Source organism: Actinopolymorpha cephalotaxi (genome assembly GCF_013408535.1).
Lineage (GTDB): Bacteria > Actinomycetota > Actinomycetes > Propionibacteriales > Actinopolymorphaceae > Actinopolymorpha > Actinopolymorpha cephalotaxi.
In genome coordinates this window covers 6,593,721-6,615,305 of record NZ_JACBZA010000001.1, presented here as the reverse complement: position 1 = coordinate 6,615,305, position 21,585 = coordinate 6,593,721, and the positions used below count along the sequence as shown (strand labels likewise).

At 70.5% G+C, this 21,585-nt stretch carries 17 protein-coding genes; 6 read left to right on the top strand and 11 right to left on the bottom strand.

What is annotated here, in order from left to right:
• The first annotated feature begins 67 nt into the window (after positions 1-67).
• Complete coding sequence (locus tag FHR37_RS29585) at positions 68-1,441, top strand: phosphoribosyltransferase family protein (protein WP_237768957.1); 1,374 nt, start codon at positions 68-70, stop codon at positions 1,439-1,441.
• A 1-nt stretch (position 1,442) separates the two neighbouring features.
• On the opposite strand, the gene FHR37_RS29580 is transcribed toward FHR37_RS29585, so the two are convergent.
• The gene (locus FHR37_RS29580; RefSeq protein ID WP_092885940.1) at positions 1,443-2,762 is read right to left on the bottom strand and encodes a HAMP domain-containing sensor histidine kinase; all 1,320 of its coding nucleotides are present in this window, start codon (positions 2,760-2,762) and stop codon (positions 1,443-1,445) included.
• Positions 2,759-3,550, bottom strand: a complete 792-nt coding sequence (locus tag FHR37_RS29575; protein WP_092885938.1) for a response regulator transcription factor — start codon at positions 3,548-3,550, stop codon at positions 2,759-2,761. Before FHR37_RS29575 ends, FHR37_RS29580 begins: the two co-directional genes overlap by 4 nt.
• 144 nt (positions 3,551-3,694) lie before the next feature.
• Here FHR37_RS29575 and FHR37_RS29570 point away from each other — a divergent pair, with 144 nt between their 5' ends.
• Positions 3,695-4,564, top strand: coding sequence for a hypothetical protein (locus tag FHR37_RS29570; protein WP_092885936.1), 870 nt, complete (start codon positions 3,695-3,697; stop codon positions 4,562-4,564).
• 12 nt (positions 4,565-4,576) lie between these two features.
• On the opposite strand, the gene FHR37_RS29565 is transcribed toward FHR37_RS29570, so the two are convergent.
• Together FHR37_RS29565 and FHR37_RS29560 are read right to left on the bottom strand one after the other, a co-directional pair.
• Positions 4,577-4,726 carry a hypothetical protein gene (locus FHR37_RS29565; protein ID WP_175542661.1) on the bottom strand — a complete coding sequence of 50 codons (150 nt, stop codon included), beginning with the start codon at positions 4,724-4,726 and terminating at the stop codon, positions 4,577-4,579.
• 99 nt (positions 4,727-4,825) lie between these two features.
• On the bottom strand, positions 4,826-6,223 hold the full coding sequence (locus FHR37_RS29560; RefSeq protein WP_092885934.1) for a ferredoxin reductase family protein: 1,398 nt from the start codon (positions 6,221-6,223) through the stop codon (positions 4,826-4,828).
• An 845-nt stretch (positions 6,224-7,068) separates the two neighbouring features.
• Between FHR37_RS29560 and FHR37_RS31075 the strand changes: the two genes are divergently transcribed.
• The gene (locus FHR37_RS31075) at positions 7,069-9,036 is read left to right on the top strand and encodes an HNH endonuclease signature motif containing protein (RefSeq protein WP_202884577.1); all 1,968 of its coding nucleotides are present in this window, start codon (positions 7,069-7,071) and stop codon (positions 9,034-9,036) included.
• Positions 9,037-9,073: 37 nt separating this feature from the next.
• Here FHR37_RS31075 and FHR37_RS29540 read toward each other — a convergent pair whose 3' ends face one another.
• The 6 genes from FHR37_RS29540 to FHR37_RS29515 form a co-directional block, all read right to left on the bottom strand.
• Positions 9,074-9,871, bottom strand: coding sequence for a galactose-binding domain-containing protein (locus FHR37_RS29540; RefSeq protein ID WP_092883334.1), 798 nt, complete (start codon positions 9,869-9,871; stop codon positions 9,074-9,076).
• Positions 9,872-10,173: 302 nt separating this feature from the next.
• The gene (locus FHR37_RS29535; RefSeq protein WP_237768763.1) at positions 10,174-11,862 is read right to left on the bottom strand and encodes an alkaline phosphatase D family protein; all 1,689 of its coding nucleotides are present in this window, start codon (positions 11,860-11,862) and stop codon (positions 10,174-10,176) included.
• A 269-nt stretch (positions 11,863-12,131) separates the two neighbouring features.
• A complete protein-coding gene (locus FHR37_RS29530) occupies positions 12,132-13,115 on the bottom strand; it encodes a galactose-binding domain-containing protein (protein ID WP_092883335.1) in 984 nt (327 codons plus the stop codon).
• A gap of 13 nt (positions 13,116-13,128) precedes the next feature.
• Complete coding sequence (locus FHR37_RS29525) at positions 13,129-14,796, bottom strand: alkaline phosphatase D family protein (protein WP_092883336.1); 1,668 nt, start codon at positions 14,794-14,796, stop codon at positions 13,129-13,131.
• Positions 14,797-15,034: 238 nt separating this feature from the next.
• Entirely contained in the window at positions 15,035-16,027 is a 993-nt protein-coding gene (locus tag FHR37_RS29520) for a nucleoside hydrolase (protein WP_092883337.1), read from the bottom strand.
• A gap of 88 nt (positions 16,028-16,115) precedes the next feature.
• Positions 16,116-16,724, bottom strand: a complete 609-nt coding sequence (locus FHR37_RS29515) for a ParA family protein (protein WP_092883338.1) — start codon at positions 16,722-16,724, stop codon at positions 16,116-16,118.
• A 164-nt stretch (positions 16,725-16,888) separates the two neighbouring features.
• Between FHR37_RS29515 and FHR37_RS29510 the strand changes: the two genes are divergently transcribed.
• From FHR37_RS29510 to FHR37_RS29500, 3 genes are all read left to right on the top strand, one after another.
• Positions 16,889-18,565, top strand: a complete 1,677-nt coding sequence (locus tag FHR37_RS29510; RefSeq protein ID WP_237768764.1) for an FAD-dependent oxidoreductase — start codon at positions 16,889-16,891, stop codon at positions 18,563-18,565.
• Positions 18,566-18,660: 95 nt separating this feature from the next.
• Positions 18,661-19,053 carry an MmcQ/YjbR family DNA-binding protein gene (locus FHR37_RS29505; protein WP_092883340.1) on the top strand — a complete coding sequence of 131 codons (393 nt, stop codon included), beginning with the start codon at positions 18,661-18,663 and terminating at the stop codon, positions 19,051-19,053.
• Between the two features lie 129 nt (positions 19,054-19,182).
• Entirely contained in the window at positions 19,183-20,211 is a 1,029-nt protein-coding gene (locus FHR37_RS29500; RefSeq protein WP_139238931.1) for a carboxymuconolactone decarboxylase family protein, read from the top strand.
• Between the two features lie 102 nt (positions 20,212-20,313).
• On the opposite strand, the gene FHR37_RS29495 is transcribed toward FHR37_RS29500, so the two are convergent.
• Positions 20,314-21,552, bottom strand: coding sequence for an RNA polymerase sigma factor (locus FHR37_RS29495; protein WP_092883341.1), 1,239 nt, complete (start codon positions 21,550-21,552; stop codon positions 20,314-20,316).
• Positions 21,553-21,585: the final 33 nt, after the last annotated feature.

Here is a 21,585-nt window from a genome sequence, read left to right as displayed (position 1 = left end):
ATGACCCGCACCGCGGGGCGGTTTGACCCGCTGACTCAGAGGTCGTCCCCCGAGGTTGAGGAGGCTGATGATGCTCTTCCGTAACCGGCAGGAAGCCGGCCGACGGCTCGCCGAACGGCTGATGCCCCACAAAGGACCCGACGTGGTGGTTCTCGGGCTCCCCCGGGGCGGCGTACCGGTCGCGTTCGAGGTCGCGCGGGCACTCGATGCGCCGCTCGACGTCCTCGTCGTCCGCAAGCTCGGTGTGCCGTTCCAGCCGGAGCTCGCGATGGGCGCGATCGGGGAGGGCGGCGTGCGGTTCGTGGACGAGTCGCTGGTACGGACGGCCGGCGTTCGACCGGAGGAGGTCGAGGCCGTCGAGAAGCGCGAACGCGCCGAACTCACCCGACGAGCGCGAGCTTTCCGCGGCGACCGTCCGCCCACGCCGCTGGCAGGTCGTACGGTCATCGTCGTCGACGACGGGATCGCCACCGGCTCGACCGCCTGGGTCGCGTGCCAGGTGGCCCGCCAGCACGGTGCGGCCCGCACGATCCTGGCCGTACCGGTGGCCTCGCCCCGCGCGGTCGAACATCTCGCGAAGGTCGCCGACGAGGTGATCTGCCTGGACACCCCGGAGTCGTTCTTCGCCATCGGGGAGTTTTACGCCGACTTCCGGCAGACGCCCGACAGCGAAGTCATCGCACTGCTGCACGAGGCACAGGACGCGTCCGACGCGGCTCACGCGGCTCACGCGGCAAAGTCAGGCGCAAGGTCAGGCGCGAAGTCGGGGACACGCCGCGACGAGGACCCGCCGGTCGTGGACGAGGAGGTCACCATCCCGGCGGGTACGCAGCGCCTCGCCGGTCATCTCACGCTGCCGGAGAACGCCACCGGGCTCGTCGTGTTCGCCCACGGCAGCGGCAGCAGCCGGCACAGTCCGCGTAACCGGTACGTCGCGTCCGCCCTGAACGACGCCGGCCTCGGCACCCTGTTGTTCGACCTGCTTTCTTCCGCGGAAGAAAGCGATCGCGTCAACGTCTTCGACATTCCCCTGCTGGCCACCCGGCTGGTGGAGGTCACCGGCTGGCTGCGCGAACAGCCCGCGACCCGCGACCTGCCGATCGGCTACTTCGGTGCCAGCACCGGCGCGGCGGCAGCCCTGTCCGCGGCCGCCGAACCCGAGACAGACATCGCCGCGGTGGTCTCCCGTGGTGGCCGACCTGACCTGGCCGCGTCCGACCTCGAACTCGTTCAGGCACCGACACTGCTGATCGTGGGCGGCCACGACCCGATCGTCGTCGACCTCAACCTCGATGCGGCCCGGTGGCTGCGCTGCGAGAAGTCCGTACACGTCGTACCCGGCGCCACGCATCTGTTCGAGGAACCCGGCACCCTCGAGGCCGTAGCGGCCGAGGCCACCCGCTGGTTCACGAGCCACCTGCGAGCCAAGGCGTCCCGCTGACTCAGGCGGGCGGGAGTTCCAGCACCACCCGCGCACCGCCGGCCGGTGACCGCCCGACCAGCAGCCGCCCGCCGGCCTCCTCGGCGTCGCGGCGGACGACGTGGAGGCCCAGCCCGGTGGAGCCGACCCCACTGCGCCCGCGCCGGGTCATGGCCAGGTCGGCGATTCCGCTGCCGGCGTCCTCGACGGCGACGACGAACGGGCCGCCGCGCCGCCTGGTCACCGACAACACGAACGCGGACCCGTCCGGGGTGTGGGCGAACACGTTGTCGATCAGGGCGTCCAGGGAGGCGCCGAGCCGGGCCGCCTCCAGCCGGACGACGCACGGGAAGTTCGGCAGGTCGACCCGCAGCGGACGGTGCTGGTCCTCGGCCAGCACCGACCAGAACCGTGCCCGGTCGGCCACCACACGGACGGCATCGCATCGGCCCTGTTCGGCTCGGCGAGCAGGTTGCCCGCCCGCCGGCCCGTTCGCCGGGCCACCCAGGTGCCCACCGGGCTGCCGGGCGGCCCGGATCAGGGCGTCGACCGACGCTTCGAGTTCGGCGATGTGCCGGCCCATCTGCCGGCGTTCCTCGGGGTCGGAGAGACCTTCGGCGTCCAGTCGCAGCGCGGTGATGGGCGTACGCAACCGGTGGGACAGGTCGGCGACGAACTCCCGTTCACTCGCCAGCAGCTCGTTGATCCGGTCGCCGAGCCGGTTCAGCACCCGGCCGACCGACGCGACCTCGGGTGGGCCGTCAGGTACGACATGGGCGGCGAGGTCGCCCTCGCCGAGCCGGTTCGCGACGCTGGCGAGGTCACGTACCGAACGCGCCATCCGGGTGGCGATGCGTTCGGCCGCGAAGATGGCCATCGCCAGCAGCACGGCACCCACCGCGGCCAGGGTGAACAGCGCGGGCCGCCAACCCTCCCGGAGAAGCTCGGTGGGCACCAGCGTCCGCACGACCGCGACGCCCTTCGGCCCACCGACCGGTATGAGCACCTCCCGCCCGGCGGGCACGTCCGCGGTGAACGCCCGCCCGCGGGCCGCCAGTTCCACGCTCGCCGAACGCTTCGCCGGTACGCCGATACTGGTGCCGTCGGGCAGGAAGACCGTGGTCTGCCGCTGGGTGGACGCGTTCACCGAACGTACGACCGCGGTGAGCCGGTCCCCGCTGGCGACCGCCGCCACCACGGCAACTCCCTGCGCCTCCTGGTGGGCGAGGCCGATCGCGTGTTCCTCGGCCATCGACCGCACCAGCATCGCCAGCGGCCCGAGCAGCGCGACGATGACGATCGAGGTGATCGCGGCGCCGTACAGGACCAGCAGGCGTCTCATCCCTGAGGCTCCAACGGCACCTCGGGTTCCAACGGCATCTCGGGTTCCGACGGCACCTCAGGTTCCGACGGCACCTCAGGTTCCGACGGCACCTCAGGTTGCAACGGCACCTCGGGCGGGACCAGCTTGACTCCCACGCCGCGCACGCTGTGGAGGTACCGCGGTGCGTCGGCACTCTCGCCGAGCTTGCGCCGCAGCCACGACAGGTGCACGTCGATGGTCTTGTCCGCCCCTCCGTACGGCTGCCGCCACACCTGGGTGAGCAGCTCCTGGCGGGACACCACCTCCCCCGCACGCCCCGCCAGGTGGTGGAGCAGATCGAACTCCTTGCGGCTCAGGTCGAGTTCCCGGCCGTCGAGAACGGCGGTACGCCTGGCCGGGTCGATGACGAGACCTCCCACCTCGACCGGCCCGGCCGTACCGCTCACCTCCGCCCGGCGCAGAACCGCCCGCACCCGAGCGTCGAGGTGGTCCGCGCCGAACGGCTTGGTCACGTAGTCGTCGGCGCCCGCGTCCAGCAGGCGCACGATCTCGGCCTCGTCGTCACGCGCGGTGATGATGATCGTGGGCACCTGCTTCACGGCGCGGATCATCGGCAGCAGGGTGGTCCCGTCGAGGTCGGGGAGCCCGAGGTCGAGGAGCAGAACGTCCGGTGACTCCTCCAGCACCGCCTGCAACCCGTCCATCGCGTTCGCGGCCGTCCGGACTGTGTGGCCACGCTCGCGCAGCGCCCGCACCAGTGAGGTGCGGATGCCGGCGTCGTCCTCCACCAGGAGCAGGTACGACACGGGCAGGACGGTAACCCGTCGGAGGGCCGCCGGGGAGAGCGGTAGGCGGTTCGGGCCCGATCCAGCCGCCCCGGGAGCGTGTCTTGAGCCGCTCTTAACCCAGGCTTATCGAACCGGGCCCTTCGACGGCGCGAGGATGCGGGGATGGGTGCCCGACGACGTGCCGGCTCCGCGCCCTCGGCCGGCAAGGCCGTCGTGCTCGGGGCCGCCTGGTGTGGAGCGACGGCGATCGCCATGACGATCACCTGGCAGGGTGTCTGCTTCGTCGGCGCGAAGGTCGGCGACGGCAGCATGCCGGTCCTGTCACCGCACGCGATCGACCAGGCACTGCGGACGACCAGTCCGTCCCGCAGCCTCGAACGAGGCCCGACTCCCGGCCGTCCCGAGGGGATCATCGGCGCCCCGGCGGCGGCCCCCGGCCCGGCCGGTCCTGATCGGCGTCACCCCTCCGCCATCCCGGGCCACCGGCTGGCCGGGGCCGACGGCACGGCTGGTGAACCCGGCCGCCCGAACCCCGCCGACCCGGCGAACCCCGCAAGCCCCGCCGATCCCGCGAATTCTGCGAACCGGGCCGATCCGGGCGGTTCCGGTCCGGTCCCCGCCGACCCCACCTCCCGAGCCGGTCGTACGAGCAAGGACGGAACGGCGCCGGGTCCCGCCGGCGCTCCGGCACCCCGGCCCGCGCCCTCCTCGCCACCAGAGGTCACCGAGACGTGGCAGCTGCGGGGCGGCCAGGTCAGCGCGAGCTGCCGGGGTACGACCATCGAACTTCTCTACGCAACGCCCACCGACGGCTGGTCGATGCAGATCGGCCAGAGCGGGCCGACCCGGATCAACGTGCAGTTCCGCTCCCCGTCGGGTGAATCCGAACTCGATGCCCGATGCGTGAGCGGCCGGCCGTCCGCGCAGGTCGAGGACGGTTCGCCCCACACCGAGACCAGCGAGTCGGGCGAACGCGGCACTTCCGACTCCGTCGCCCCCTCGGGTAGCGACGACAGCACCCGCCACCACTGAGTCGCTACGACCTCAGGTCCACAGCCAGCAGCGCATCTCGGCCATGCCCACCATGGCGGCGATCGTCGGCGTACCGGTCAGGAGATAGAAGCGCCACGCGTTGCGGCGGACGTTGCGGCGCACCTTGCGGCCAACTCGGCGCGGGACGTTTCGGCTGGACAAGAGTCGGATCCCTTCGGACAACGGTCAGGCTCAGGTCAATTCAGGAGTCAGGTCAGTTCAGGAGTCAGATCAGGCAGGTCAGGTCAGGTCGCGTACGGCTCAGACCATGTCGAACATCTCGGTGTGCACTCGGTGCGCGGGTACCTCCAGGTCGTACAGCGCGTCGAGCACCGCGGACAACATCGGCGGCGGTCCGCACAGGAAGTAATCCGTACGGGTGCGCAGCCGGCCGCGGGGCAGGTAGTTGTCGAGCAGGTACTTGTCGATGTAGCCCTCCTCACCCCACCACCCCTCCGGTGGGTCGCCGACGACCTCGATGACCACGAGGTCGAGCCTGCGTTGCAGGTCGGCGAGTTCGGCGCGGTGCAGGAAGTCCTCGACGGACCGCGCTCCCACGAGCAACAGGTGGGGGCGGCGATCGCGGCGTTCGGCGAGCGTACGCAGGATGCTCAGCATCGGCGTGATGCCGACGCCACCGGCCACGAGAACGAATCCGGCGGAGCGGAGTCCGTCCGTGGTGAAACGCCCGTGCGGCCCGTCCAGGTAGACCCGGCGGCCCGGCCGGAGCCCGGACAGCAGCTCGGTGAAGTCGCCGAGCGCCTTGATCGTGAACTCCTTGCGCGCGGGCTCGGTCGCCGCGGAGGCGATCGTGAACGGGTGCTCCTCGAACGTGAACGGCGAGCCGCCGAACTTCAGCCAGGCGAACTGCCCCGGCCGGAACTTCACCCCGACGTGGCCACGCGCACGCAGCACCAGCGTGACCGAGCTCGACGACTCGGGGCGCACCTCTTCCACCACGTACGGACGGCGGAGCATCCGCAGCGGTCGCCAGGCCCAGCGGTACACGGCGAGCAGCACCATCAGTGCCGTCAGGCCGGCGAACCACCAACGGGTGAGCGTCCGGTCGACCAGGATGTGCAGCCACAGGACATGCAGCGCCGTACCCACCATGGCGACCGTGGCCAGCACGACGTGCACGATGCGCCACCCCTCGTACCTCGGGTTACGCCGGCGCCTGGTGATCGCCAGGACCACCAGCGCGCCGATCGCCACCGTTGCCGCACTCGCGGCCCACACTCGCGGCGGGGCGCTGCGAAGGTCGAGGATCCGCAGCCCCTTCGGGTTGGCGGCCACCACCAGAACGACGTGAACGGCGACGAAGAGTACGGCCAGGATGGCCACCGCCCGGTGGGCCCGGAGCACCGTCTCGATTCCCAGTTGCGCGGTCAGGAACTTGATCCGCGAGGGCAGCACCATCGCCGCCACCATCAGGGAAAGCGCGACCAGGCCGCCCGCCACCGCCAGCTCCGCCGTCATGCTGTCCGGCCCGAGCCGTCCCACACCCACGCACAGCGCGAGCGGGGTGATCACGAGGGCGAGCAGGAGAAGGGTCCATCGCCGCGCATGGACACGGTCGGTGGTGCGGTACCCACCTTCGGCCAGCCGGGGCGCCGCACGATGGTGGGGCGTGGGCGTGACCCGCAGATAGGCGGACATCAGTGGTGCGACCTCCGAAGGGGCTGGTCGATCAGGGGCGACCCGAGAGGATCAAGGACGTCGCCTATGCCAGCAGGACCACTCGCTCGGCACGCTAAGCCTTCGTTAAGGCGCCCCTATCATCACTTCGAAGTACGGCCTGCCGGCCCGGTCCGCACCTCCAAGTGCGCCCACGGGTCCGGACCGTCACCGAAGCGTCGCCTGCTGCTCCGATCCCTCCCGAACGGGAGACTGGACGCGGCCGGATTCTTCCGCGGAAGAATCCGAGCCCGGTCTCCTCCGAATCCGGCCTCCTCCGGAACCGATCTCTTCCGGAACCGATCTCCTCCGGATCCGAGTCCGGTCCCAGAAAGGCGCCGGCCCTGTTTCTCAGCGGCCACCTTCCCGCCCGCAGTCGGCACTCGCCCGCAGTCGGCACTCGCCCGCAGTCGGCACTCGCCCGCAGTGGCCGCTCTCGACACGGGCAGTCGCGGATTCTTCCGCGGAAGAATCCGCGAGCGCCGGTCCCCGCCGCCTCTCGACGGTGGTGCCGACGACGGACGAGGCTCGCCGAACCGAGCCGATTCGGCGAACCAACCGACTTGTCGGTGGCCAGGTCTACCATCGAACACATGAGCGATTGCAACGCCTCCACCTCGACCTTCACCCCTGTGCCGACGGACGCGCCCGCGGCGACCCCCACGCCTGTGGCCCGGATCCCTCGTCCCACACCACCTGACCCCGCGCACACCGGAGGACAGTCCCCACCTGCTCCGCCCACTCCACCTGCTCCACCGCCCTCTACCTGCGTGCCACCCGATGCGGACGCCACAGATGCGCCCGCCTCGGGAGTGCCCGCCTCAGGAGTGCCCGCCGCAGGAGTTGCCGAGGACAGCACGCCCGGCCCCGGCACGCGTACGACCGGCACAGGTACGCCCAGGTCGCTGGAGGGTCTGGAGGCCGAGATCTGCGACCTCGCTTCCAGGATCGCCATCGCCACGCACGAGTGGCTGCGGCTGATCGTCGCCTTCGACCGCCGCGAGGGCTGGCGCACCTCCGGGTGCAGGTCCACGGCACAGTGGCTGTCCTGGCGTTGCGGGACGAGTCTGTCCGCCGCGTACGAACACCTCCGGGTCGGACGCGCCCTGGAAAACCTCCCGAAGGTCGCCGCGGAGTTCGCCGCCGGCCGGTTGTCGTACTCCAAGGTGCGCGCGCTCACAAGGATCGCCGACGCCGACCAACGTTCGTCCCCTCCAGACCGAGGTTCGACCGGCGACAAGACCGCGGACAACACCGCGGACAACACCGGCACGAAAGCGCAGTCGTCCAACCAAGCACGCGAACGGACCGACGACGAGACCGCCGACCAGGACCAAGGCCAGGGCCAGGGCCAGGGCCAAGGCCGGGATCGAGTCGACGCTCGTCCGGGTGATGACGCCCATGGTCGCGCACAGAAGGCCGAGCCCGAGGTGGACGAGGAGCCCGGCACCGACCCCAACGCCGACACCGAAGCTGACGCTGAGGACGAGTTGCTGAACCTCGCCTGGAGCGCCACCGCTTCCCAACTCGACCGGATCGCTCGCGGCTGTTCGGCGGCACGCTCCCAGGAGCAGAACCACCGGCGAGCGATGCGGCGCGGGATCAGGTGGTTCTACGACGAGGACGGCTCACTGGTCATCCGCGGAAGGCTGGCCCCGGACGAAGGCGCGACCGTCGTCGCGGCGCTCGAAGCCGCACTCGACACACTGCTGGCCGGAAAGTCCGCACCTTCGCCGGCACCCAACCCACCGGCCTCACCCGCTCCAGGCAACCCGACTGTTCCACCCGCCTCACCCACCACACCTGGCCCAACCGCCTCAACCACCACGCCTGGCCCAACCGTCGGCACCACCGGCACCACCGGCTCGACCGACACCATGGGCACCCCCAGCTCCACGAAGCCCGGCGACACCGCCGATCCGTCTGAGGACGGCCGCCAGTCCGCCCCGGATGACACCGGCCCGGATTCTTCCGCGGAAGAATCCGACCACCCACCACACCAGACTCCGCCGAACACCGCACCACCACGCGACACACCACGCGCTGTCCCCCACCGCCACCGCGCCGCACTGGCCGCAGACGCACTCGTCCTGATGGCCGAAACCCTGCTGACCCACACCCCAGCATTCCTCAACTCCGCCGACAAATACCGCGTCATCATCCACCTACATCCCACAACGGTGCGCTCAGCCGCCCACCAGGCAGCAACTCTCGACGACGGCGTTCCACTCGCCCCCGACACCGCGGACCGCCTCGCCTGCGAATCGACCGTGACCGCCGTCCACCTCGGCCCCGACGGCCAGATCCGAGGCCTGAGCGACCCCACCAGATACCCCCGCGCCGCAACCGCCCGAGCAGTCAGAATCCGCGCACACCACACCTGCCAAGCACCCGGATGCACCACCAGACACGGACTCCAGATCCACCACGCACGCCACTGGTCCCACGGCGGCCCCACCACCCTGGCCAACCTCGTCCTCATCTGCCGCTACCACCACTGGCTCGCCCACGAAGGCGGCCACACCTTCACCGCCCGCCCCGGCGGACACTTCAGCTTCCACCGGCCCGACGGCACCGAGATCCCCGCAACACCCCCACTGCCAGGCCTCACCGACACACCCACCCGCGAAGCCACCACCAACAACAACCTCGCCCGAGCCGTACTCGACCACTGGGCCAACCTCCACCCCACACTCGGCGAAGACGTGCTCACCCCGCCCTGGTGGTCCGGCGACCCCCTCGACCTCCACTACGCCGTCAGCGTCATCCTCGACGCCCAAGCCACACTGAACTGACGCGGACAACAACCTCGTCGCGGGGTACCCGCACCGATCACTCGTAGACCCCGAGCTCGACGATGCGGGAGTACGTCGAGTCGTTCGATGCGATGACGAAGATGCGCACTGCGGTCGTGGACACCGGATCGAACGTCGAGTTGACCACGCCGGCGGTGTTTCCGCGCACGCTGGCGACCGTACGCCAGTCACCGCTGCCACCGTTGGCGCCGGCGTCCCACACCTGCACGTCCCAGTCCCGCAGTCCGTACCGCGCAGCCGTATAACGGGTGGAGTTCAGCGTGTTCATCTCCACCCGGCTCACCTGGTGCGCCTGGGCGAACGTCACCGCCAGCCAGTCCGGGAAGACCCGGGAGGTGCCGTCGTTCCAGCCGGTGGCGGTCTGCCAGTCGTCGGAGTTGCTGTTGCCGTCGATCGCACCGCAGGCCTTGAAGTTCGCGTGGGACGACGAGGCACTCACCGACGCCGCCAGTGCGAGGTTGGCCCCGGGACCGCTCGGTGGAGCCTTCACCACCACCGGCACGGAGATCTGGGGACCGCGGCCGGTCCGGCCCGCCTTGATGGTGACCTTCGCGTCGGAGTCGGCACTGCCCAACGGCGCGGACACCTGGACAGGCGTGTGCAGCGTGTATCCCGCCGGAAGGTAGCTGGAGATGACGTCGGGCGTCGTGCGGACCGGCGCGTCGGCGGTGAGCAGGACGTCCGCGTACGTCGGCTGCGAGGAGTCGTTGCGTACGGCGACGTCGACCATCCGTGCTCCACAGGGTGCGGCCAGCACGTTCAGCGTCTGCGGCGTCGCTGTCAAGGTGAGGTTGTCACCGGCCTGTGTGGACACAGAGGTCGAAGCGGATACAGGCGTCGGTGCGGATGCAGACGCCGGTGCGGATGCAGACGCCGGTGAGGTCATCGCCGCCGCTACCGTCATCACCGCGACGGCCGCGGTCGCGACGACGGCCGCGGGGTGGCGGGGACGCCACCGCCGAACGCCGGGTAGCGCCGCCACCGACCGCACCCCGGATCGCTGCCCCTCGGTCACGTCGACCACCCCTCTCTGCTTGTCCGGCCGGCTGTCCGGCTACTTGTCCGGCCGGTTGTCCGGCTGCTTGTCCGGCCAGTTGTCGGGCCAACTCGTCCGGGCTACTTGTCCGGTGGGTACTGCAGCGGCTCCGGCGGCTGGATGTTCTCCGAGTAGGCAACGCCCAGCGTCGGGTTGTCGGCGACCGGCTGCAGGCCCGGGTGCCCGTCCTCGGTCACGAAGCTCGCCCGGGTCTGCACGGGCGCGCCGGGCTGCCGGATGTAGGGCACCACCCGGTAGTCCGAGCGCAGTTCCTGCTGGTTCAGGTCGAACCGCACATACCCGCGCAGGGCGCTGTAGAACTTCACGTGCTGATTGGCCAGGAAGGGCTCGGCGAACTCGTCGCGGTCCGCGCCGTCCATGCCGGAGCTGATCGACGTACCCACGAACTCCGTCGCCACCGTGGCCGAGGCCGGGTCGTCGAAGTTCGTCTTCACCTCCGCGGCCATGCTGCGGTGGAAGTCACCGGACAGGACCACGGGATTGGTGACGTGCCGTTCGGTCAGCCCGTCGACCACCCGGTCCCGCTGGGGCTTGTAGCCGTCCCACAGGTCCATGCTGAACTGCCCGCCGGGATCGGTGGTGAAGTCCAGTTGCGACATCATGATCTGCTGCGCGATCACGTTCCACCGCGCGCGGGAGGCGCCGAGGCCGTCCAGCAGCCACCGTTCCTGTTCGGCGCCGAGCAGCGTCCGCGACGGGTCGAGCCGTCCGGGGCAGTCGGTCCTCAGGCCGTCGCCGCAGGCCTGGTCGGAGCGGTACTGCCGGGTGTCGAGCACGCTGAACTCCGCCAGCTGCCCGTACGTGAACCGCCGGTACAACTCGGCGTCCGGCCCGACCGGCTCCTGCGGCAACCGCAACGGCATGTGCTCCCAGTACGCCCGGTAGGCGTTCGCCCGGCGTACCAGAAAGTCGGCCGGCGGCATGCTCGGGTGGTACTCGTCCGCGTAGTTGTTGACCACCTCGTGGTCGTCCCAGGTCGCGATCCAGGGGAACGCTGCGTGCGCGGCCTGCAGGTCGGGGTCCAGCTTGTAGAGCGCGTACCGGTCCCGGTAGTCGCTGAGCAGCGTGGTGATCCGGTTGAACTTCTCCGGCAGCACCGGATAGCCGGGGCGCCCGCCGTTGGTCTGGATGCTGTACTCGTAGATGTAGTCGCCCAGGTGGAAGACGACGTCGAGATCCTCCTCGGCGAGATGCTTGTACGCGGTGTAGTAGCCGTCGAACCACGCCGCACACGAGACCGCGGCGAACCGAAGCCGGTCGAGGTTCGCGGTCGGGGCCGGCGCCGTGCGAGTCCTGCCGACCGGGGAGATCTGCGGGCCGGTGCGGAAGCGGTAGAAGTACGCCCGGTCAGGCTGCAGCCCGCCCACGTCGACATGCACCGAGTGGACGTACTCGGGCTGGGCGATGGCCGTGCCCTCCCGGACGATCTTCCGGAACGCCTCGTCCTCGGCCACCTGCCAGTCCACCGCGTACCTCGTCGGCCGCATGCCGCCGAAGGAGTCCATCGGATCCGGGGCCAGCCGGGTCCAGATCACCACCGCGTTCGGCAGTGGGTCACCGGAGGCGACGCCCAGGGTGAACGGGTCGGTGCGAAACGACGGCGCCGCGCTCGCGTGCGTCGCCGTACGGTCGACCATGGCGAACGCCAGGCCGAACGCGCCGATCCCACTCAGCCGGACGAACTCGCGGCGGTTCCAGAGCGAGCGTTCCTCGCGTTCCCAGAGACGTCGTAGATTAACCAATGCCAACCCCCCGCGATGACCAAGAAAAGACCAACCAAGACCAACTACGACCAACAGAGAAAGCCGCGAGCCACCGGCAGTTCACCGGCAGGGAATTCACCGAGCCGGGACCATCATCCGATCGTCGTGGAAAGCGCTGTACCCATCGCCGGACAATAGAAAACGAACATCGAGCGACGAGTACAGCTCGAAAGGTATAGAAGGCGTCGGGCCGCAACCAGTTCCGCCGTCCTGCTCCGGCCAGCGCGGGCTCGGCCGCGCCACCCGGAGCCTGCCTACGCATAGATCTCGACTTCGATGATGCGGGAGTACTTGTGGTCGTTCGAGTCGCGGACGGCTATGCGGATCGCCGTCGTCCTGACCTGGGTGAACCGCGAGGTGACCACGCCCGCGGTGTTGCCGCGCACGCTGGCCACCGTTCGCCACGTGGTGCCCGAAGGCACCTGGACGTCCCAGTCGCGCAGGCCGTACCGCGACGCCGGGTAGCGGGTGGAGTTCAGCGTACGTACGACCACGCGGCTCACCAGGTACGACTGGCTGAACGTGGCGTTGAACCAGTCCGGGAAGACTCCGGACGTAGCGTCGTTCCAGCCGGTGGCGACCTGCCAGTCGTCGGAGTTCGTGTTGCCGTCGAGCGCACCACATGGCGTGAAGCCGGAATGGGTGGAGGACGCGCTCGCACGTGCCCGCGGGGCGATGTTCGCTCCCGCACCAGTCGGCGGAGTCGTGAGCGTGACCGGCACGGTCACGGTGGGGCCGGTGCCGGCGGTCCGGCCGGACCGGACCACGACGGAGAGGTTCCCGGCCGCCGACCCCAGCGGCGCGCCCACCCGGACCGGCGCGTGCAGCGTGTATCCCGCCGGCAGATAACTGGAGACCACGTTGGGTACGACGGTCAGCGGTGCCGCGGGGAGGAACAGCACGTCGGCGTACACATCCACGCTCGCGGAGTTGTGGATGCCGACGTCGAGCGTCTTCCCGCCACACGGAGAGGCCATCACCCGTAGAGACGTCGGCCGCACTGTCAACGTCACGTTGTCAACGGTCGCGCCCGCCGGACCGGTGATGTCTGTGCTGATGATGCCCGTACTGGCGGCGTCCGTACTGGCGATGTCCGTACTGGCGGCGTCCGTACTGGCGGCGTCCGTACTGGCGATGTCCGTACTGATGATGTCCGCGCCGGAGACGCCCGCGCCGGTGGTGTCCGTGCTGATGACGTCCGCGCCGGCATTCTCGGCGGACTGGCTTCCTGCACCCATGATGGCTCCCCCGTCACGAGGTTGCTGGTGTTGCTGGTGTTGCTGGTGTTGCTGGCGGTGCTGGCGGTGCTGGCGGTGCTGAGCGAGGCTCGCCGCCCGGCCGGAACCGGAGCGGGCCCGGCGGGAGGACGTCCTCCGAGTAGGGCACTCCCACCGGCGGGTTGTTCGCGACCTGGTGCAGGCCGGGGTGGCCGTCCTCGGTGACGAAGGTCGCCCTCGTCTGCACGGGCGCGCCCTGGCTCCGTACGTACGGCACGATCCGGAAGTCGGTCGTCAACTGCGCAGCCGTCAGGGTGCATCTGAGATAGCCGCGCTGGGAGTTGTAGAACTTCACGTGCCGGTTGGCGGCGAGGAACGGCGCCGCGTACTGGTCGCGATCGGCGCCGTCCATGCCGGAGCTGATCGACGTTCCGACGTACTCCGTCGCCACCGTGGCGGAGGCGGAGTCGTTGAAGTTGGCCTTGACCTCCGCCGCCATGTTGCGGTGGATGTCACCGGAGAAGATCAACGGGTTGGACACGTGCCGGCTGGTGAAGGCGGCGATGATGCGGTCGCGTGCCGGCTTGTAGCCGTCCCACAGGTCCATGCTGAACTGCTGGCCCGCGTCGGTGCTGAAGTCCAGTTGGGAGAACATGACCTGCTGGGCGAGTACGTTCCAGCGTGCCTGCGAGGCGCTGAGCCCGTTGAAGAGCCAGGACTCCTGCTGTGAGCCGAGCATCGTCCGCGCGGGGTCCAGGCGCTCGGCACAGTTGGTCTTCAGGCCGTCGCCGCAGGCCTGGTCGGAGCGGTACTGCCGGGTGTCGAGCACGTTGAACTCCGCCAGCCTGCCGAACGTGAACCGACGGTAGAGCTGCAGGTTCGGCCCGACCGGTTGCAGAAGCCGGACCGGCATGTGTTCCCAGTAGGCGCGGTAAGCGTTTGCCCTGCGTACGCGGAAATCCGCCGGTGGGGCGATGGGGTGGTTCAGGTTCGCGTAGTTGTTGATCACCTCGTGGTCGTCCCAGGTGACGATCCACGGGAACGCCGCGTGCGCTGCCTGCAGGTCGGGGTCCAGTTTGTACAGCGCGAACCAGTCCCGGCAGTCGCTGAGGAAGGTGCGGACCCGGTCGTACTTCTCCGGCAGCGCCGGATAGCCGGGCCGGCCGCCGTTGGTCTTCACGCTGTACTCGTAGACATAGTCGCCCAGGCAGAAGACGACATCCAGGTCTTCCTCGGCCAGGTGCCGGTAGGCCGTGTAGTAGCCGTCGAACCACGCCGCGTCCGACACCTTCCCGAACCGCAGTCGGCTCGGGTTCGCCGCCGGGTCGGGTGCGGTCTTGGTACGCCCGACCGGAGAGAGCGTCGTGCCCGTACGGAAGCGGTAGAAGTACTGGCGGCCGGGCAGGAGTCCGCGCACGTCCACGTGCACCGCGTGGACGTACTCCGGCCGGGCGGTCGCGGTGCCCGAGCGGACGATGGTGGTGAAGGAGGCGTCCTCGGCGACCTGCCAGTCCACCGGGACGTCCGTCGCCGGCATTCCGCCGAAGGAGTCCAGCGGGTTCTGGGCCAGCCGGGTCCAGATCACCACGCCGTCCGGTATCGGGTCACCGGATGCGACGCCGAGAGTGAACGGCGCGGCGGCCAGTACGTCCTGCTGAGGTGCGTCTCGCTGGGGTGTGTCTCGACTGCTCGGATTCGGCACGTCGTCCCTCCGGGTTCGTCGAGTCGCCGACGCGTCCAGACGTCAACGTGGGAAGGCGAATGACGGCACGCTTCCGCGACTGGAGTGGCGACGACCGCTTGCGTTACCGCGCCGGACGAAGGGACACGACGCGACCCTTTGACGACACTCCGAACGCGACCCGCTGGCAATCACCGGGGGCGAGTTGTTATCGACCCGAAACAGTCCGCGGCAGTCCGCGGCAGAAGATGGATCGCTGTCAGGCTTGGTGGTCTGTCCGGCCGTCCACCTGCGGGATCTGGCTGTCTGCCCGGCCGTCTGCTCGCGGGGACCGAAGGTCGGTCCGGGCGAACTGGCGGAGCTTGGCGAAGAAGTCCTCGAAGAGGAAGCGGGAGTCGATCGTCTCGTAGACCCGGATCGGGCGGTGGGTCCGGTCCAGGTCGTAGCTGCCGTCGGCGCGGAACGTCGGCGCGGGGCGCTCGACGATGCGGCCGCAGTTCTCGTTCAGCAGAACGCCGATCGCCGGGGAGTCGCCCAGGGAGCGGTACTCCATCGGGCCGCGTGCGTGGGCGGCGTTCCACTCGACGAGCTGGCGTACGAGGTATTCGCCGAGCTCGCCGCACGGGGCCACCTTCTCATCCAGTTCGGCGTAGCTCACCGCGGTCATGACGTACGTCGACCGCGGGATCTGCCACACCGGAAGGTCGGACGCGAAGACGACGTTGGCGGCCACGATGTCGTTGGCCAGGTTGAACTCCGGCCGGCCCGCGGCGACCGGCTCCGGCCCGTAGGAAGGGCCGCCGATCCAGACCACGGTGACGTCGCGTTCGGCGATCCGCGGCTCGGCCAGCAGCGCGGCGGCCATGTTGGTCAGCGGCCCGAAGAACGCCACGTACAGCGGCCCCTCGTCCTCGCGCATCGCCTCCTCGACGATCAGGTCCGCGCCGGGCGAGAGGATCGGCGTCAGCTCGTCGGGCAGTGCGTAGGGTGCGCCGTTCTCGACCCTGACCTTGCCGGTCAGGCCCATCAGGTCGAGCAGCAGTTCGATCTCCTCGCGGCTGTCCAGCATGCTGCGTTCGCTGCGCCCGGGACGCATGCCGAAGTGCGCGGCGACGATGCCGCGCACGTCGAGGCTGGGCGAGAGGAGCCCGTGCACGATCGCGAACTGGTCGTCTGCCTCGTTCTTCGCGTCGGTGTCGATGATGACCCGGCGCTGGGACGGGAGGGTACGCGTGTGCACGGGAAGCGGCATGCAGGCGAGCCTAGGCGCGGCTCCGGACATCCCTCCAGGGCAGCGACCGGCTCCGGCTACCGGCGACCGGAGCGACGGGCGGTTTCGGCTACCGGCGACCGGAGGAACGGGCGGCGGACTGGGCGCGGCGCCAGACCTCGCGGTAGGCCTCCAGACCGTCGGGGCACAGCGGGCCGTCGGGACCGGCGGTGATGGCGACCCGCTCGGGCACCGTCCCCCAGACCGTGATGTCGGACTCCGCCCACGACCCGAGCGCCTCCTGGTAGCTGCGGGTGTAGGTGCGCGCCGAACAGACCACCAGGCCGGTGGGGGTGCCGGGGGGCACGACCTCGAGCACCGCCTCCACCCGGGACGTCTCGATGCCGCCCACCCGGGTCGGGATCACCACGACGTGCGCCTTCCCGAGCGCCTTGTTGAGCAGGCGCTCGTGGGCCGGGGGCGTGTCGACCACCACGACGTCGTCGGCGCCGGAGCGGTCCAGGGCCCTGCCGAGCAGGCGCTCGGTGGGCGCCTCCACGACGGAGACCTTCAGCAGCCGCTCGTCGGCGGCGTACTCGATCCACTCGGCCGCGCTGGCCTGGGGGTCGGCGTCCACGAGGGTGACCGAACGCCGGCCGGAGGCCGCGAGCGCGGCGAGGTAGACGGACGTGGTCGTCTTGCCGACCCCGCCCTTCAGTGCGGCTGATACCACGATCACCTGACCGACGCTACCCCGCCGAGGGCCCGCGACACGAGACCCGCGCCCAAGGACGTGTCTCGAAGTGGCCGCCGATCCGGCGCCGCCCGCCCGGGACCGGCCGGTAGCGTCGGCGATCGGGCCGACGGGTTGCCGGGCGACGGGAGCGAGGGACGATGCGGGAGATGCGGACCGAGGTGCTGGTGGTGGGCGGCGGCCTGGGTGGGGTCGCGGCCGCGCTGACCGCGCTGCGGCTGGGCCGGCGGGTGGTTCTCACCGAGGAGAGTGGCTGGCTGGGCGGGCAGCTGACCAGCCAGGCGGTGCCGCCGGACGAGCACCCGTGGATCGAGAGCCGGTACGCCTCACCCAGCTATCGCGACCTGCGTCGGCGGATCCGCGACTTCTACCGCCGCAACCTGCCGTTGACGAAGGACGCGGCCGACGACCCGTTGCTCAACCCGGGCAAGGGGTCGGTGAGTCCCCTGTGCGCCGAACCCGCGGCGGCCGTCACCGCGATCCACGAGGTGCTGGCGCCGTACCTCACCGCCGGTCGGCTGACCGTCCTGCCGCACCACGCGCCGGTGACGGTGCACGGGCGCGGCGACTCGGTCGAGGCAGTGACCCTGCGTGGCCGCGAGGGCGGCGAGAGCGGGCATGGTAGCGAGGGCGGCGAGGTGACGGTGACCGCCGCGTACGTCGTGGACGCCACCGAGCTCGGTGACCTGCTCGCGCTCGGCGACGTCGAGCACGTCGTGGGGGCGGAGGGGCAGGACCAGACCGGTGAGCCGCACGCGCCGGCCGCCGCGAACCCGCTCGACCAGCAGGCGATCACCTGGTGCTTCGCCGTCGAGCACCGGCCCGGCGAGGACCACACCGTGGATCCGCCGGCGAGCTACGAGCACTGGCGTACGCACGTCGCGCCGTTCTGGCCGGGCCCGCAGCTGTCCTGGACCGACGTCGCGCCGGAGACGCTCGAACCCCGCCACCGCCCGATCTTCGTCGGCGACTCCGACGCCGACCGTTCCCGCGACTTCTGGCACTACCGCCGGATCGTTGCCCGTACGAACTACCGCCGGGACTTCGGGCAGGACTTCGGGCGGGGCTCCGGTCGGGCGCTGGTGGAGTCCGACGTGACACTGGTGAACTGGCCGCAGAACGACTACTGGGAGACGCCGCTGCTCGGCGTCACCGAGGCCGAGCGGGAACGCGCCCTGCGGGAGAGCCGGGAGCTGTCCCTGTCGTTGCTGCACTGGATGCAGACGAGTGCACCGCGCGAGGACGGCGGCGAGGGGTACCCGGGGCTGCGGCTGCGCCCGGACATCACGGGTACGGCCGACGGGCTGGCGATGCGGCCCTACGTCCGGGAGTCCCGCCGGATCCGGGCGGAGTTCACCGTCACCGAACTGCACGTCGGGGTGGAGGCCGCCGGACCGGACGGGCCGGTGCAGTTCGACGACTCCGTGGGGCTCGGCAACTACCGGATCGACCTGCACCCGAGCGCCGCCGGGCGGACGTACGTCGACATCGACTCCTACCCGTTCCAGATCCCGCTCGGCGCCCTCGTCCCGGTCCGGGTGGACAACCTGCTGCCCGCGAACAAGAACATCGGCTCCACCCACATCACCAACGGCTGTTACCGCCTGCATCCGGTGGAGTGGGCGATCGGCGAGGCGGTCGGCGCCCTGGCGGCGTACTGCCTGGACGGCGGCCGGGCGCCCCGCGAGGTGTCCGCGGATCCCGTGCGGCGAGGCGACTACCAGCGCCTGCTCACCGACGGCCTCGGCATCGAGCTGGCCTGGCCGCGGGAGATCCGCACGCTGTCCACCAGCCGGCGCCCGGCGTACCCCCAGCTGGTCGAGTGACGCCGACAGCTGGGATGCCCACAGCGAGGGATGCCTACAGTGAGGTCCGTGGACCACACGCTCGTACGGCGTGAGTGAAGGGACCGGTGGCAGGCATGGCCGACCAGGACGACGTACGCCGGATCGCGCTGGCGCTGCCGGAGACCACCGAGGGTGAAGATCACTTCGGGTTCTCCGTACGGAACAAGGGCAAGGAGCGCGGCTTCGCGTGGACGTGGATGGAGCGGGTCCACCCCAAGAAGGCCCGGGTGCCGCAGCCGGAAGTACTGGCGGTACGGGTGGCGAACGAGGGTGAGAAGCAGGATCTGCTCGCCTCCGACAGCGAGAAGTTCTTCACCGAGCCGCACTACAACGGGTACCCGGCCGTGCTCGTCCGGCTGGCGAACGTACCGGTCGACGAGCTCGCGGAACTGCTGACCGACGCGTGGCGCTGCCAGGCTCCGCGTCAACTGGTGAAGGAGTTCGACGCAGCCCGCGGCCAGGGCTGACCCGAGGACGGAGCCTGCGCCCTTTCACCCGATCGGGGTGAGGCGCAGTGCCCGTTGCGATGTCTTGTGGGGTCTGTGGGGGCGGCGGACATCATTTGTGGCCGCCCGGTCTGTCAGGAAGGAAACGCCATGACGGCACAGACACCTGAAGGAACCTTGGGAGCCTTTTCGCACGGGGAACACCCGATCTTCGCGCAACTGGCACAGATGAACGTCGACACGTTGCCCAACTCCGAACTCGACCCGCGGACTTACCACATCGTCCGACTTGCCGCACTGATCGCGATGGACGCCGCACCCGCGTCGTACCTCGCCAACCTCGCGGTCGCCCGGGAAGCGGGCCTGACGGTGCAGGACGCGCAGGGCGTCTGCGTCGCCATCGCACCGATCGTCGGCAGCTCGCGCGTGGTCGACGCCGCGGGCAACGTGTTGCGTGCGTTCGGACTGGCGGAGCTGGCTGCGGAGTACGTCGAAGAGGACGTCACCGGTGAAGGAACCGGAGGTGGAACGGCAAGAGGTGCAGCAGGAGGCGCGGCGGCAGGTGCGGCCGCGGGCGGAGCGGTGGGCGCGGGTGCCGCCACCGCGATTCCGGATCAGCGCCGTGAGGAAGAAGGACGGTTCGAGGAGGGCCGCGCCGAAGAGGGCCGGCTCGGCGGGGACCAGATCGGTGAGGAGAAGATCGAGGAAGGCCGCCTGGAGGAGAGCAGGATCGAACAGGGCGGTCCGGGCAGCACGGGCGGTACGGGCAGCACGGAAGGACGCGGACCGGCTGGTTACGCGGAGACCACGACCGAGGAGCGGTTCGCCGAGGGCTCCGGCGCGGGTGGTGGTGCCGCGATGTACGAAGAGTCCACCGAGGAACGCTTCGTCGGCGCTCCCGAGGGCGAACGGGGTGCGTCGGGCGTCACCGGCGCCCGCGAGGCCGCTGAAGGCCGCGTCGGGGAAGGCCGTGTCGAGGAAGGCCGCGAGAGCACCGAGGGCGTTCGGGATACCGCACAGGGAGCCGGGGAGAAGCAGGGCTTCGGCGAACAGGCCCAGGGCGCCAAGGAACAGGCACAGGGCGCCAAGGAGAAGTTGACAGAAGAGGGCGAGAAGGAGGAGACCATCGAGGAGAAGGTGCGCGGGAAGGTCAGCGGCTGGATGAAGCGCGACCAGTAGACCGCGCAGCAGTTCCGTCCGACCGCCTGTAACTCCTGCAGACCCGACCGGCAGGCCCGTCGACCCCGACCACCTGCCGGCGGTCCACCACCGGGCACCGCGTCAAGGCCCGCTTGACGCGGTGCCCGCCGCGAGTGCGCGGCGCTGTTCGAGGAAGGTACGTTCGGCGTGGTTCCCGCTGCGTGCGATGGCCGCGTCGTACGCGCGTACCGCCTCCTCGTCCCGGCCCAGCCGGCCCAGCAGGTCGGCCCGGATGGCGTGGAACAGGTAGTAGCCGGCCAGGTCCAGGTCGTCGACCAGCGCGAGCGCCGACTCGGCACCCTCCACCTCCGCGACGGCTACCGCACGGTTGAGCGCGGCAACCGGGTTCGGGCCGAGAGCCAGCAACTGGTCGTACAACGCGACGATCTGCGCCCAGTCCGTCGCGGCGGCGGTGGGTGCGTCGCTGTGCACGGCGTTGATCGCCGCCTGGATCTGGTACGGCCCCGGCTGCCCACGCCGCAGACACCGCCGTACGAGCAACTGGCCCTCGGCGACCAGCGACCGGTCCCACAGCGCGCGGTCCTGGTCGGCCAGCCGGACCAGGCCGCCGTCCGCACTGGTCCGCGCCGGCAGGCGCGAGTCGACCAGCAACATCAACGCCAGCAGGCCGAGCGCCTCCGGTTCGTCCGGCATGAGTTCGGCGAGTACGCGGCCCAGCCGGATCGCCTCCGCGCACAGGTCCGCCCGGACGAGGTGCTCGCCACCGCTCGCGGCGTACCCCTCGTTGAAGATCAGGTAGATGACCGCCAGCACGGCCCGCACCCGGTCCGGGAGGTCGGCCTCGTTCGGCACGCGGTACGGGATCCGGGCGTCGCGGATCTTGCCCTTCGCGCGCACCAGCCGCTGCGCCATCGTGGGTTCGGGCACCAGGAACGCGCGGGCGATCTCGGCGGTGGTGAGCCCGCCCAGCAACCGCAGGGTGAGCGCCACCCGCGCGGCCGGGGCGAGTGCGGGATGGCAACAGGTGAAGAGGAGACGCAGCCGGTCGTCGCGCACTGCACCCTCCTCCAGGGGTTCGCCGGCCGCGTGCAGCAGGGCGGCCTGGGCGTGCCGGTCCGCGCGGGACGCCTCCCGCCGGAGCCGGTCGATCGCGCGGTTGCGCGCGGTGGTGATGATCCAGCCCGCCGGGCTGGGTGGAAGCCCGGCGTCCGGCCAGCGTTCGACCGCCGCGGCGAACGCGTCCTGGACCGACTCCTCGGCGAGTTCGATGTCGCCGAGGACGCGCACCAGCACCGCGACCGCGCGGCCGTACTCCGCGCGGAACACGCGGTCGATGTCCGCGGTGGTGATCGCCGGCATGACGCTGGGGCTGTCCCGTGGATGAACCCGGTC